13 protein-coding genes are annotated in these 12,847 nt (G+C 66.8%); 3 read left to right on the forward strand and 10 right to left on the reverse strand.

Annotated elements, in window-relative coordinates; genetic code table 11:
* Positions 1-621: 621 nt before the first annotated feature.
* Complete coding sequence (locus G3T14_RS16020; RefSeq protein WP_163643544.1) at positions 622-861, forward strand: hypothetical protein; 240 nt, start codon at positions 622-624, stop codon at positions 859-861.
* Between the two features lie 93 nt (positions 862-954).
* On the opposite strand, the gene G3T14_RS16025 is transcribed toward G3T14_RS16020, so the two are convergent.
* The 4 genes from G3T14_RS16025 to G3T14_RS16040 all read right to left on the reverse strand — a co-directional run bounded on the left by G3T14_RS16025 (position 955) and on the right by G3T14_RS16040 (position 3,553).
* The gene (locus tag G3T14_RS16025; protein WP_348645287.1) at positions 955-1,689 is read right to left on the reverse strand and encodes a di-trans,poly-cis-decaprenylcistransferase; all 735 of its coding nucleotides are present in this window, start codon (positions 1,687-1,689) and stop codon (positions 955-957) included.
* A gap of 72 nt (positions 1,690-1,761) precedes the next feature.
* Positions 1,762-2,121 (reverse strand): transcriptional regulator, encoded by a 360-nt coding sequence (locus tag G3T14_RS16030; RefSeq protein ID WP_163643546.1) that lies wholly within the window; start codon positions 2,119-2,121, stop codon positions 1,762-1,764.
* Complete coding sequence (locus tag G3T14_RS16035) at positions 2,111-2,725, reverse strand: hypothetical protein (protein ID WP_163643547.1); 615 nt, start codon at positions 2,723-2,725, stop codon at positions 2,111-2,113. The genes G3T14_RS16030 and G3T14_RS16035 overlap by 11 nt, the downstream gene beginning before the upstream one ends.
* A 102-nt stretch (positions 2,726-2,827) precedes the next feature.
* Entirely contained in the window at positions 2,828-3,553 is a 726-nt protein-coding gene (locus G3T14_RS16040) for an aspartate/glutamate racemase family protein (RefSeq protein WP_163643548.1), read from the reverse strand.
* Between the two features lie 269 nt (positions 3,554-3,822).
* On the opposite strand from G3T14_RS16040, the gene G3T14_RS16045 reads away from it, so the two are divergent.
* Both G3T14_RS16045 and G3T14_RS16050 read left to right on the forward strand, forming a co-directional pair.
* On the forward strand, positions 3,823-5,481 hold the full coding sequence (locus G3T14_RS16045) for a DEAD/DEAH box helicase (protein WP_163643549.1): 1,659 nt from the start codon (positions 3,823-3,825) through the stop codon (positions 5,479-5,481).
* Between the two features lie 106 nt (positions 5,482-5,587).
* Entirely contained in the window at positions 5,588-6,652 is a 1,065-nt protein-coding gene (locus tag G3T14_RS16050; RefSeq protein WP_163643550.1) for a GGDEF domain-containing protein, read from the forward strand.
* Between the two features lie 72 nt (positions 6,653-6,724).
* On the opposite strand, the gene sufA is transcribed toward G3T14_RS16050, so the two are convergent.
* The 6 genes from sufA to sufB all read right to left on the reverse strand — a co-directional run bounded on the left by sufA (position 6,725) and on the right by sufB (position 12,834).
* A complete protein-coding gene (gene sufA / locus G3T14_RS16055) occupies positions 6,725-7,102 on the reverse strand; it encodes a Fe-S cluster assembly scaffold SufA (protein WP_163643551.1) in 378 nt (125 codons plus the stop codon).
* A 139-nt stretch (positions 7,103-7,241) separates the two neighbouring features.
* Entirely contained in the window at positions 7,242-7,622 is a 381-nt protein-coding gene (locus G3T14_RS16060) for an SUF system Fe-S cluster assembly protein (RefSeq protein ID WP_163643552.1), read from the reverse strand.
* Between the two features lie 11 nt (positions 7,623-7,633).
* A complete protein-coding gene (locus G3T14_RS16065; protein WP_163643553.1) occupies positions 7,634-8,878 on the reverse strand; it encodes a cysteine desulfurase in 1,245 nt (414 codons plus the stop codon).
* Positions 8,879-9,094: 216 nt separating this feature from the next.
* Entirely contained in the window at positions 9,095-10,417 is a 1,323-nt protein-coding gene (gene sufD / locus G3T14_RS16070) for a Fe-S cluster assembly protein SufD (RefSeq protein WP_163643554.1), read from the reverse strand.
* A gap of 2 nt (positions 10,418-10,419) precedes the next feature.
* A complete protein-coding gene (gene sufC, locus G3T14_RS16075; protein ID WP_163643555.1) occupies positions 10,420-11,172 on the reverse strand; it encodes a Fe-S cluster assembly ATPase SufC in 753 nt (250 codons plus the stop codon).
* Positions 11,173-11,364: 192 nt separating this feature from the next.
* The gene (sufB, locus tag G3T14_RS16080; RefSeq protein WP_163643556.1) at positions 11,365-12,834 is read right to left on the reverse strand and encodes a Fe-S cluster assembly protein SufB; all 1,470 of its coding nucleotides are present in this window, start codon (positions 12,832-12,834) and stop codon (positions 11,365-11,367) included.
* Between the last annotated feature and the right edge of the window lie 13 nt (positions 12,835-12,847).

The raw sequence follows: 12,847 nt of genomic DNA on the forward strand, positions 1-12,847 counted from the left end.
TGAAACCGGCGTAGAAGCCGGTCCAGGTGAACACCGGCACCGGAATGAACACCGGCGGGGCAGCGCGACGCGGAAGATCGGCTGCGAAAGCGGAGCCGGTCAGGCCGGCGAGCACGGTGGAGGCAAGAATAAGGCTTTTCATTTTTGAACCTGGTCCTGGTTGGCGAGAGCCGGCGCGCTTGTAGTCCCTGGCCGCCGCGAGGTCTGTCGCTTTCCTGCAACAAGGTCATGAGATAGGGCCACAGATGTCAATGAAGGGTAAAGGTTAGCCCGAGTTCATACCTTCCACTGTCTGCTCGTGCCGTGGCGCACTTCGGCCCCGTTGCCCGAATAGATCGTCTGCGGTGCAGTGCCGCGTCGACGAAATCTAAAGAAAGTCTTGATCTGACAATTTTATGGCCTGCAGGATTTTGCACTGTTCCGGGATTCGATGCGCTTTAGTGCCGGGCGCCGGGAGCGGCGGCCCGGACGCGAAAGCCGGCGTTAACCGTATTCGGCGTACGACACGTCCGGCGCGGTCTGCCCCAGGCCCGCGGCCACAGGGCCCGTTCCCGCATGATCCCCCCGTCGCGATATTCAGATCCGCTGCCGCCCGCTCCCCTTCCAATTGCCGAAGAGCCGGTGCGCCCGTCCCGCGATCTTCTGTCCTGGACGGTGAAAGTCTGTCTCCTCGCCGCCCTCGTCGGCTTCGGCCTCACGCAATATCTCTCGCGCAACCTCGGCGGCTTGCGCGCCGCCACCGTGCAGCGGGAGGCCCAGCTCGGGCGCGGACAGGCCGACCCGGAAACCACCGGCTCCATCGCCGGTCCCGCGAGCCGCACCATCCTCGATCCCTGCACTGCCGGATTTAAGCTGCGCTAGGGCAGATGGCCGTTGGGCATCCCGCTTCCGGGGCCCCAATATGGCACCTCCGCGAGAAGACTTCGCACGATGCGCGCCCGATGAACCAAGACGTCAGGCGGCGACCGCCGGATCGGTGAGGCCGCCAAAGCGGCGGTTGCGGCGTGAGAAAGCGGTGAGGGCCGCATCGAGATCGCCGGCGCCAAAATCCGGCCAGTGTGCTGGCGTGACGTGGAACTCGGCGTAGGCGCTTTCCCAGAGCAGGAAGTCGGAGAGGCGCTGCTCGCCGCTGGTGCGGATGATCAGGTCGACGTCGGGAATGTCGGATCCACCCGTCACCAGGCACGAGAACTCCCGCCGGGACAGGTTTTCGCGCGGCATGTCGCGCGCGGCCGCGACCGCGGCCAGGATCGCGTCGCGGGCGGAATAGTCGACGGCGATGCGCAGGTGCAGCGCGCAGCCCTTGGCGGTGGCGGCCTCGGCCCGGCCGATCGCCTCGGCGATGCCATCCGGCAGGCGGTCGCGCCGGCCGATCACCGTAAGCCGGACGCCGTTGTCGGCCAGATGCGCGGTCTCGTGGCGCAGGTAATGCTGCAGCAACCCCATGAGCGCGACAATCTCGGCCTCGGGCCTGCGCCAGTTGTCGCTGGAGAAGGCGTAGAGCGTGAGCGTCCCGACGCCTGCCCGGGGTGCTGCCTCCACCACCCGCCGAATCGCCTCGACCCCGGCCTTGTGGCCGAGTGCGCGCGGTAACCCGCGTGCCGTGGCCCACCGGCCGTTGCCGTCCATGATGATGCCGACATGAAGGCCGGCGGGACTCGCGATCTCGATCGGACTTTCGCTTTGCACTGTAAAGTTCCTCGACGAGACGAAACGCGGTTTCGGCCTCATCCGCGATCGGGATGCGGCGTTCGGTGATGATCAGGCGGGACGCAGGTCCATGGGGTCGCCGACGGCCTCCGCCGCGTCGCGGACCACGCGTTCCAGCACGGCGAGATAATCGAGGAAGCGGCGGCGTCCGGCCGTGGTCAGACCACAGGTGGTCTGCGGCCGGTTGCCGTCGTAACCCTTGCGGATGTCGACGAGGCCGGCCTCCTGCAGCACCTGCAGGTGTCGGCTGAGGTTGCCGTCGGTGAGGCCGCACAGCTGTTTCAGGTCGCCGAAGGCGAGGCCTTTGGGATGGGCGATGAGCGAGGCCATCAGGCCGAGGCGCGCTTTCTCATGGATCACCCGGTCGAGCCCGTCATAGGAGAACGGGGCGGCGCTCGGTTCACGCGTCATCGCCGTCTCCCGAAGCGCGGTGCAGCACGATGGCCATCAGGGTCTGGCCGATTGCGAAGGGCAGGCCCATCGCCCAGGGCGAGAGGGCATGGAACGTGCTCGCATAAGTCAGTGCCCCGAGGCCCGCCACGAGGTACCAGGCCCCTGCGAGCGCTACCCCACGCGGCAGAGAGCGTGCGGATGCGAAGAGGCCGAGGCTGACGAGGATCTGCCACAAGCCGGGCAGCAACCACAGGCTTTCGGGCGCCACGTGCAGGAGTACCAGGGCGAGCAGGCCGCCGGCGGCGCCGGCCGGCAGGAACTGCTCGACGGCGTTGTGGATCATCGCATCGGCGAGGCCCGAATGGTGCCGGCGGGCGCGCGCAAGCATCTCGGCCCCGATGAGCCCGACCGCGCAGATCGCCGTGGCGATCCAACCGGCGAGGAAGGCGAGCGGCTGCGCCGTCGGATCGTCGAGCCACAGGGTCTGGGCCGTGGCGGTCACCAGCGCGAGACCACCCGTGGTGACCAGCGCCGCCGGGCCGTAGCCGCGAAAGGCCGTGCCCCGCGCCATCTGCGTGCGGATCGCGACGATGTCGGCGAGGGCCTTGTCGAGCTCCGACATCGTCCGGTCCCTGCCTTCCTCAATCACTTTGCAAAGCAAAGTAAGCACGGACGCAAAGGTGGTGCAAGCGGATTTTGGCAAGCGGATTTTTGGAGGCGGAGTTCAGGCCCCGGCGAGGCGGGCTGCGAGTGTGGGGCTGAGGCCGATGCTGTCGAGGCGCGGCGCCTGTCTCTCCGACGGCCCTGCGGCCGCGGCCAACAGAACCGCCTGCGTGCCCGCCTCCACCGAGCACAGGACCGGCACCGTGACCATGGGCTGGATACGGACGGCCAGACCCGCCAACGCGGCGCCCCCCAGGATGACGATATCGGCGTCGTCGTCGCGGGCGCACGCGGTGCAGGCGGCTGCGAGCTGGCTCAAGGCCGCATCGGGATCGCGCGCGATGTCGCCGCCGGTGGGGGCGATGGTGCGCACGCACGCCAGCCGGTCGGACAGGCCGATGGCGGCGACGAACTCCTCCAGCATCGGACCCCAGAGCGCCCCGCCGGTGACGATGGAGAAGCGCCCTCCGGCGGCGCAGGCCGCGCGACAGGCCGCGTCGGCCATGCCTACCACGGGCACCGGCGAGACCTCGCGCAGGGCGGCGAGGCCCGGATCGCCGAAGCAGGCCAGATAGACCGCATCGCATCCCGCCACATGCTCGGCCAGGGCGTCGAGGGCGGCATGGCCGGCAATGGCCACCGCGGCCCGGCTGGCGATGTAGCGGGCGCCGAAACGCCCGGTGACGGGGACGAACGTCGCCCCCTCCCCGGCGATGCGCCTGACATGACCGGCCACGAGGTCGGTGACGACGGGCGTGGTGTTGGGGTTGATCAGCAGGATGCGCACGCGTCTCGGGTTCCCCGGTTCGGGTGGCACCGTGCAGCGCCCGTGCCATCGGCCGGCACTCCGGCGGTGCTACTCCACCGCGTGCCTTGCGGATAACCGCGATTGCCGTCCCTCGCGTCGATTGACAAGGCCGGCCAGGGCTCTAAGTGTCCTCGCAACGCGTGTGCGCGGCGGGACGTGGTATCGAAATCGCCCTTCCAAGCCGTCCCCGTGTCGATGTCCCCCGCGCCGGTCGGTTCGTTTCCCGCGCGCAATGGTTCTCATAGAATATGTCTTTTGCCGACCTCGGATTGAGCGACAAGGTCCTCCAGGCCGTCACGGCGGCCGGCTACTCCGAGCCGACTCCGATCCAGGCCCAGGCCATTCCGCACGTTTTGGCACGGCGCGACGTTCTGGGCATCGCCCAGACCGGCACCGGCAAGACGGCGGCGTTCACCCTGCCGATGCTGACGATGCTGGAGAACGGCCGGGCCCGCGCCCGCATGCCCCGCACGCTGATCCTCGAGCCGACGCGCGAACTCGCGGCCCAGGTGGTCGAGAACTTCGACCGCTACGGCATCAACCACAAGCTCAACGTGGCGCTCATCATCGGCGGCGTGTCGTTCGCCGAGCAGGATGCCAAGCTCATGCGCGGCACCGACGTGCTGATCGCGACACCCGGCCGGCTCCTCGACCATTTCGAGCGCGGCAAGCTGCTGCTCACCGGCGTCGAGCTCCTGGTCATCGACGAGGCCGACCGGATGCTCGACATGGGGTTCATCCCCGACATCGAGCGTATCGTGAAGATGGTGCCCTTCACCCGCCAGACCCTGTTCTTCTCCGCGACCATGCCGCCGGAGATCGAGCGGCTGGCGGAGGTGTTCCTGCACAACCCGCAGCGGATCGAGGTGGCTCGTCCTGCCTCGACGGCGGCGACCATCGTACAGAAGCTCGTCGCCACCGGTTCCGAGGGACATGAGAAGCGCGACCTGCTTCGCCGGCTCATCCGCGGCGAGGCCGAACTCAACAACGGCCTCATCTTCTGCAACCGCAAGCGCGACGTGGCGCTGCTGCAGAAGTCGCTGGCGAGCCACGGCTTCAACGTCGCCGCCTTGCACGGGGACATGGACCAGCGCGCCCGCACCATCGCCCTCGACGGTTTCCGTTCGGGTGAGGTTCCGCTGCTGGTGGCGAGCGACGTCGCCGCCCGCGGCCTCGACATCCCGGCGGTGAGCCACGTCTTCAACTTCGACGTCCCGCATCATCCGGAAGACTACGTACACCGGATCGGCCGCACCGGCCGTGCCGGCCGGGCCGGCCACGCCTTCACCCTGGTGAGCCGGGCCGACGAGCGCTCGGTCCACGCCATCGAGAGCCTGATCGGCCAGCCGATCCCCTGGGCCGAGGGTGACCTCGCGACGCTTCCGGAGGCTTCCCCGGCCAGCGGCGGCGAAGACGAGCAGACCCGGACCCGCCACCGCGGCAAGGCCGGTACCGGCCGTCGCGCCCGCGGCGGCGACACGGACAGGGTGGACGGCCCCAAGCGCGAGGCGGGTCGGTCGAGTTCGTCCAGATCCCATTCGTCCAGAGCCGAACCTTCGAGAGGCGAGTCTTCTAAGCCCGAGTCTTCCAAGCTTGAGTCTTCCAAGCCCGAGTCGATCAAGCCTGAGTCTCCCAAGCCCGAAGCGGCGCGCTCTGAGGCGCGCTCATCCAGGTCCGGCTCGCGGCGGTCCTCGCCCGAGCGTGTGCCCGAGGCCGAGCGTGAGGCCGCGCCGGTATCGCGCGGCCGGCCAGCGGCGCAGGACCGGCCGGTCGAGCGTGCGCGCGAGGAGCGTCGACCCGCGCCGCGCCGTCGCGGCGATGAAGATGACGGCGATACACCGGTGGGTCTTGGCTCGCACGTGCCGGCCTTTCTGCTCCGTCCGGCGGTGGTGAAGGCGCCCAAATAGGTTTTGCGCTTAACCGCATCTGCACCAAATCGCCGATAGACTGGGCATCTTAGGTTCGTTCCGCCCGGCTAGGACGGACTAAGAGCCTGTTTGATTGGTTGGGCGGATGATGGACGGCACTGGCGCAGACAAGGACCGGAGCTTCGCGCTGGCCGAACGCGCCAACGCCATGATGCGCGATTATGGCCCGTCGGCGACGCCGCGCGCCTACACCGTCTGGTACACCTACGTCGCCGGCACTAAGCCGCTGATGAACGACGCGATCAAGCGCCTCACCGCCGGCAATCCGGCGCTGACGGACGGTGACATCGATACGCTCTACGAGACCTATATCGACGCGAACCGCGTCGCCACCGGAGCCGAGCGGACGAGCACCAGCGTGCTGTCGGAGATCGAGAGCATCATGGAGGTGCTCAACCTCTCGCTCGGCTCGACCACACAATACGGCGAATCGCTGACCGCCATGTCCCGTGCCCTCGACGGCTCGACGCTGAGCCCAACGCGCCTGCACGAAATCGCGGCTGTCCTCGTTGCCGCGACGCGCGAAGTGATCGCCAACAGCCGCACCCTCGAAGCCCGTATGCGTGAGAGCCGCAGCGAGATCGAGAGTCTGCGCGAGACCCTGGAGGCCACTCGGATCGAAAGCCTCACCGATCCGCTCACCGGCCTTTTCAACCGCAAGCACTTCGAAGACAGCCTGCACAAGATGGTGGAGGCGAGCACGGCGGCGTGCGAGTCCGCCAGCCTGATCGTGATCGACGTGGATTCGTTCAAGCGCTTCAACGACGTTTTCGGCCACATCACCGGCGATCAGGTGCTGCGGCTCGTGGCCATCGTGATGCGCGAGCATATCAAGGCTGAGGCGACCCTCGCCCGCTTCGGCGGTGAGGAATTCGGCATCCTGCTGCCGGGGACCGGCCGGGCCGCCGCCTTCGCGCTGGCCGAGAAGGTCCGCACCAGTGTGATGGGTCGCGAACTCGTCAAGCGGTCCACCGGCGAATCGCTCGGCAAGGTGACGATCTCGCTCGGCATCGCCGTGACCCGGCCTGGCGACACCGCGGTCTCGCTGCTGGAGCGGGCCGACCAGTGCATGTTCAAGGCCAAGCGCGATGGCCGGAATCGCACGATGGACGATTCCGCGGACGGGTCCGCCCTGACCAACGTCGCCTGACCCGGCCGCGCGAGCGACCGCGCGCGGCGGATCGACAAGATCCGCCGCTTTGCGATCAGGCCGACATCACGATCACGCCGAGACGCGCAGGGCCTCGGGATTAGCCGGGGTGATCGCCACGGATTCACCGCAGCCACAGGCTGAAGTCTGGTTCGGGTTATTGAACACGAACTGCGAGGCGAGCTTGTTGGTGGTAAAGTCCATCTGCGTGCCGAGCAGGAATAGCAGCGCCTTCGGATCGACGAAGACGCGCACGCCCCGATCCTCGACCATGTCTTCGCCGGGCTTGCGATCTTCGGCATATTCCATGGTGTAGGACATACCGGCGCAGCCGCCGTTCTTCACGCCGACGCGCAGCCCCGCGATCGGCCGGTCGGCATCGGCGATGATCGCCTTGATGCGCGTCGCCGCAGCATCGGTGAGCGAGAGGACTTTGAAGTTCGAAGCCATTGGTTTCTCTCCGACGGCCGGGTTCAAGGCCCGGGCGCGTGAGGGTGATCGTGCAAGGTTAAGATAAGGACGCCGGAGGCTGCGGTCCACTGTCGTCCTGAGGCGCCACCCAATGGCGAGACCGATCGCCCGATCGGCCTCACCACATGTCGAGGGCGACGCGGGCCTCGTCCGACATCCGGCTCTGGTCCCACGGCGGATCGAACACCATGGTCACCGCGCAGGCCTGGACGCCCGGCACCGCCGCCACGGCGTTCTCGACCCAGCCCGGCATCTCGCCGGCCACCGGGCAGCCCGGTGCGGTGAGCGTCATGTCGATGGCGACCTTGCGGTCGTCGGCGATGTCGACCTTGTAGATCAGGCCGAGCTCGTAGATATCGGCCGGAATTTCGGGGTCGTAGACGCTTTTCAAGGCCGCGACGATGTCATCGGTCAGGCGGTCGAGTTCCTCGGGCGGGATCGCCGAGGCGCTGGCGATGGCGGGGGTGTTGGCCCCGCCGGTGATGGCTGAATCGCTCATGATCTGATCCCTCAGGCGAACATCATCTCGGCCTTGGCGAGCGCCGCGGCGAGAGCATCGACTTCTTCCGTGGTGTTATACAGGCCGAATGAGGCGCGACAGGTGGAGGTCGCGCCAAATCGCGTCAGCAGCGGCATGGCGCAGTGCGTGCCCGCGCGCACGGCGACGCCGTAGCGGTCGATGACGGTGGCGATGTCATGGGCATGCGCGCCCTTCATCTCGAAGGCGATGACACCGCCCTTGCCGCGCGCGGTGCCGATGAGGCGCACCGAATTCATCGCGCCGAGACGCTCCTGCGCATAGGCGGTCAAACGCGCCTCGTGGGCCGCGATCTTGTCTCGGCCGACCCCCATCATGAATTCGAGGGCCGCGCCGAGGCCCACCGCCTCGATGATCGCCGGCGTCCCCGCCTCGAAGCGGTGCGGCGGATCGTTGTAGGTGATCGCATCCTGCGACACGGTCCGGATCATCTCGCCGCCACCCTGGTAGGGCGGCAGGCGATCGAGCCATTCCTTCTTGCCGTAGAGCACGCCGATGCCGGTTGGCCCATAGACCTTGTGGCCGGTGAAGACGAAGAAGTCGCAATCCAGCGCCTTCACGTCGATCGGCTGGTGGACCGCGCTCTGTGCCCCGTCGAGCAACACCGGGACGGCGTGGGCATGGGCGATGCGCACGATCTCGGCCGCCGGCGTCACCGTGCCGAGCACGTTCGACATGTGGGTGATCGCCACCATCTTCGTGCGCGGCGTGAAGAGCTTTTCGTATTCCTCGATGAGGAAGTTGCCCGCGTCGTCCACCGGCGCCCACTTGATCACCGCGCCGCGCCGCTCGCGCAAGAAGTGCCAGGGCACGATGTTGGAATGGTGCTCCATGATCGAGAGGATGATCTCGTCCCCCTCCCCGATCTGGCCCATCAACCCCATGGACGAAGCGACGAGGTTGTAGGCTTCCGTCGCGTTGCGGGTGAAGATGATCTCGTCGGTGGACTCGGCGTTGAGGAACTGGCGCGTGGTTTCGCGCGCGCCCTCGAACCCTTCGGTGGCGGCATTCGCCATGAAGTGCAGGCCGCGATGGACGTTGGCGTAGCCGGTCTCCATGCAGTTCACCATGGCGTCGATCACCGCCCGCGGCTTCTGCGACGAGGCCGCATTGTCGAGATAGACCAGTGGTTTGCCGTAGACCGTCTGGGAGAGGATCGGGAACTGGGCCCGGATCGCCTCGACGTCGTAGGGGGCGGATGCGAGAGGTGCGTTCATATCTCGACTTTCCAGCGTAGGGGCAAAGGCCGGACCCTTTCACCACCTCATCCTGAGGTGCTGCGAAGCAGCCTCGAAGGAGGGCTCCAGGGCCCGCCACGCGAACGGAAGTCCTCCTTCGAGGCCTCCGCTACGCTCCGGCACCTCAGGATGAGGTTGCGGATTGGACAGGACCTAAGAGCCGGCCTCGTGTCGAGGCCGGCTCTTTGTTGTCGTTCAGCCGCGCGCCTTGAGCCAAGCCTCGACGCTGCCGATCAGCGCCTCGCGCGCGCCTTCGTGGCTGACCGCCTCAATAGCCGCGCCAAGGAAGGCCTGAACCAGCAGGCTCTCGGCTTCCGCTTTCGGCAGGCCGCGTTGCATCAGGTAGAACAGGAGGTCGTCGTCGAGGGCGCCGCAGGTGGCGCCGTGGCCGCAGGCGACGTCGTCGGCGAAGATCTCCAGTTCGGGCTTGTTCATCATCTGGCCCTCGTCGGACAGGATGAGGCAGGCCGACATCATCTTACCGTCGGTCTGCTGGGCCGCCTGCTGGACGATGATCTTGCCCTGGAACACGCCGGTGGCAGCGCCGTCGACCACAGTCTTGAATAGCTCGCGGCTCACTCCGCCGGTGGCGGCATGGTCGGCCAGGAACGTGGTGTCGGCGAGCTGCTTGCCGTTCAGCATGGCTGCGCCATTGACCACCGCATTGGCGTCGGCGCCGGCGAAATTCAGGTAGACCTGATGCCGCGACAGAACCGCGCCAACGACCACGTTGACGGTCTCGATGGCCGATTTCGCGCCGAGGCGGGCCGAGAGCGTCGACAGGGCCACGGCCTCGCGGCCTTCCGCGTTGAGGCGGGCGTGGCGGAAGGTGGCGTGATCGCCGATCACCACGTCGAGCGCGTCGTTGGGCTGGTAGGCGACGCCGTCCGGCCCCTCATGGGTTTCCAGGATGGTCGCCTCGGCGCCCTCCTCCAGCACGACCAGGACCCGCGTGGCGGTGGAGAACGCCTCGGTGCCGGCGCCGACGAAGCGCAGGTGGATCGGGGTCTCGACCTTGGCGCCCGCCGCCACGGTGATCACCGCGCCGTCCGCCAGGAAGGCGGTGTTGAGCTGGTAGATCGGGTTCTCGGCAGCCTGCCGCACCGGCGTCAGGTGGGCGAGGAGCGGGCTGGCCTTGGTCATCGCTTCGTTCAGCGGCGTCACGGTGATGCCGGCCGGGATGCGGCCGAGGTCGGACGCCTCGGTGATCAAGTGACCGTTGACGAAGTTGAGGCGCACTGCCTCGATCTCCGAAAAGCCCTTGGCGGCCGCAAGGGCCGCCGTGGCGATCTCCGACGACGGCATCTCGGCGGGGTGGGCCGCATCCCGGAACGCCGTGCGCAGATCGGTGTACTTGAACGCCTCGACGCGGCGGGTCGGCAGGCCGACCGCCTCGAAATAGCGGAACGCCTCCTCGCGGGCGATGGACACGCCCGTGGGGTATTTCATCTTCGTGGCTTCGAAGAGCTTGGTCAGGCCGGTCTCGGCCGCCGTACGGAGCGGGGTGATCTCGGCCATGATCAGGCGGCCTCGCCCGTGCGGTACTCGGCGTAGCCCGAGGCCTCGAGCGCCTTGGCGAGGTCCTTGTCGCCGGACTTCACGATCCGACCCTGCGACATCACGTGGACCACGTCCGGCACGATGTAGTCGAGCAGGCGCTGATAGTGGGTGATGACGAGGAACGAGCGGCCTTTCGCGCGCAGCGCGTTCACGCCCTCGGAGACAATGCGCAGGGCATCGATGTCGAGGCCGGAATCGGTCTCGTCGAGGACACAGAACTTGGGCTCCAGCAGGGCCATCTGCAGGATCTCCATGCGCTTCTTCTCACCGCCGGAGAACCCGACATTGAGGGCGCGCCGGAGCATCTCCTTGTTGATTTCGAGCTTCTCGGCCGCGCCGTTCACCTTGCGGATGAAGTCGGGGGTCGAGAGCTCGCCCTCGCCGCGGGCCCGGCGCTGGGCGTTCAGGGTCGCCTTGAGGAACGTCATGGTGCCGACGCCCGGGATCTCCAGCGGATACTGGAACGCCAGGAACACGCCGCTCGCGGCGCGCTCGTCCGGGCTCATCTCGAGGATGTCGACGCCGTCGAGCAGGATTTCACCGTCGAGGACCTCGTAATCCGCCTTGCCGGCGATGACGTAGGACAGGGTCGACTTGCCCGAGCCGTTCGGACCCATGATGGCGGCGACTTCGCCGTCGTTCACGGTGAGGTTGAGGCCGTTGAGGATCTGCTTGTCCTCGATGGCGACCGTGAGATTCTTGATTTCGATCATTGCAGTGTCGTCCGTTCTTCAAAATTTGAAACGCGAAGCCACCCTCCGCCCTGTGCGGCGGAGGGAGCCTGCGGAGTAGGCGAGAGGGGATAGCGGCCTCTTCGGGCCCGGCGCTCCCCTCTCCCGACCCGCATTCGCGGGCCACCCTCTCCCGCAGCGGGGAGAGGGGCTATGTCGGCTGTCGATCTCGCCCTACCCCACCGAGCCTTCGAGGCTGATCGAGATCAGCTTCTGGGCTTCCACCGCGAACTCCATCGGCAGTTGCTGCAGCACGTCGCGGACGAAGCCGTTGACGATGAGCGCGGTGGCCTCCTCGTTGGAGAGGCCGCGCTGTTGGCAGTAGAACATCTGATCTTCGGAGATCTTCGAGGTCGTCGCTTCGTGCTCGAACTGGGCGCTGGCGTTCTTCGATTCGATGTACGGCACGGTGTGAGCGCCGCACTGGTCGCCGATGAGCAGCGAATCGCAGTTGGTGAAGTTACGCGCACCGGTGGCCTTGCGGTGGGCCGAGACGAGGCCGCGATAGGTGTTCTGCGAACGCCCGGCCGAGATGCCCTTCGAGATGATCCGGCTCGTCGTATTCTTGCCGAGATGGATCATCTTGGTGCCGGAATCGACCTGCTGCATGCCGTTCGACACCGCGATGGAGTAGAACTCCCCACGTGAATTGTCGCCGCGCAGGATGCAGGACGGGTACTTCCAGGTGATCGCCGAGCCGGTCTCGACCTGGGTCCACGAGATCTTCGAGTTGTTGCCGCGGCAATCGCCGCGCTTCGTCACGAAGTTGTAGATGCCGCCCTTGCCCTCGTTGTCGCCGGGGTACCAGTTCTGCACCGTCGAGTACTTGATCTCGGCGTCGTCGAGGGCGACGAGCTCGACCACGGCGGCATGGAGCTGGTTGTCGTCGCGCTTCGGGGCGGTGCAGCCCTCAAGATACGAGACGTAACTGCCCTTGTCGGCGATGATCAAAGTCCGCTCGAACTGCCCCGTATCGCGCTCGTTGATACGAAAGTAGGTCGAGAGCTCCATCGGGCAGCGCACGCCCGGCGGGATGTAGACGAACGAGCCGTCCGAGAAGACCGCCGAGTTCAAGGTCGCGAAGAAGTTGTCGGTCACGGGTACGACCGAGCCGAGATACTTCCTCACGAGGTCGGGGTATTCGCGGATGGCCTCCGAGATCGGCATGAAGATCACGCCGGCCTTGGACAGTTCCGCCTTGAAGGTGGTGGCCACCGAGACCGAATCGAACACCGCATCCACGGCGACGCGGCGCTCGGGGGCGATGCCCTCCAGCACCTCGACCTCGCGCAGCGGAATGCCGAGCTTCTCGTAGGTCTTCAGGATCTCCGGATCGATCTCGTCGAGGGACATCGCCGCCGGGCGCTTGGGCGCCGCGTAGTAGTAGATGTTCTTGTAATCGACCTTGTCGTACTCGACACGGGCCCAGTCGGGCTCCTTCATGGTCTGCCAGCGCTTGTAGGCTTCGAGACGCCAAGCCAGCATCCATTCGGGCTCGCCCTTCTTGGCCGAGATGAAGCGCACGACGTCCTCGGAGATGCCCTTCTCGGACTTCTCCATCTCGATGGTGGTCTCGAAACCGTACTTGTACTGGTCGAGGTCGATCGAGCGGACCCGGTCGATGGTTTCCTGCACTGCAGGCATTGAACGTCTCCTG

Source organism: Methylobacterium sp. BTF04 (genome assembly GCF_010692745.1).
Taxonomy (GTDB): domain Bacteria; phylum Pseudomonadota; class Alphaproteobacteria; order Rhizobiales; family Beijerinckiaceae; genus Methylobacterium.

Bases quoted from the DNA above. Each gene is read 5' to 3' on its own strand.
- G3T14_RS16035 (WP_163643547.1), bottom strand. From the start codon at position 2,725: ATGTCGGAGCTCGACAAGGCCCTCGCCGACATCGTCGCGATCCGCACG.
- G3T14_RS16050 (WP_163643550.1), top strand. From the start codon at position 5,588: ATGATGGACGGCACTGGCGCAGACAAGGACCGGAGCTTCGCGCTGGCC.
- sufC (WP_163643555.1), bottom strand. From the start codon at position 11,172: ATGATCGAAATCAAGAATCTCACGGTCGCCATCGAGGACAAGCAGATC.
- G3T14_RS16065 (WP_163643553.1), bottom strand. From the start codon at position 8,878: ATGAACGCACCTCTCGCATCCGCCCCCTACGACGTCGAGGCGATCCGG.
- G3T14_RS16030 (WP_163643546.1), bottom strand. From the start codon at position 2,121: ATGACGCGTGAACCGAGCGCCGCCCCGTTCTCCTATGACGGGCTCGAC.
- G3T14_RS16060 (WP_163643552.1), bottom strand. From the start codon at position 7,622: ATGAGCGATTCAGCCATCACCGGCGGGGCCAACACCCCCGCCATCGCC.
- sufD (WP_163643554.1), bottom strand. From the start codon at position 10,417: ATGGCCGAGATCACCCCGCTCCGTACGGCGGCCGAGACCGGCCTGACC.
- sufA (WP_163643551.1), bottom strand. From the start codon at position 7,102: ATGGCTTCGAACTTCAAAGTCCTCTCGCTCACCGATGCTGCGGCGACG.
- sufB (WP_163643556.1), bottom strand. From the start codon at position 12,834: ATGCCTGCAGTGCAGGAAACCATCGACCGGGTCCGCTCGATCGACCTC.
- G3T14_RS16045 (WP_163643549.1), top strand. From the start codon at position 3,823: ATGTCTTTTGCCGACCTCGGATTGAGCGACAAGGTCCTCCAGGCCGTC.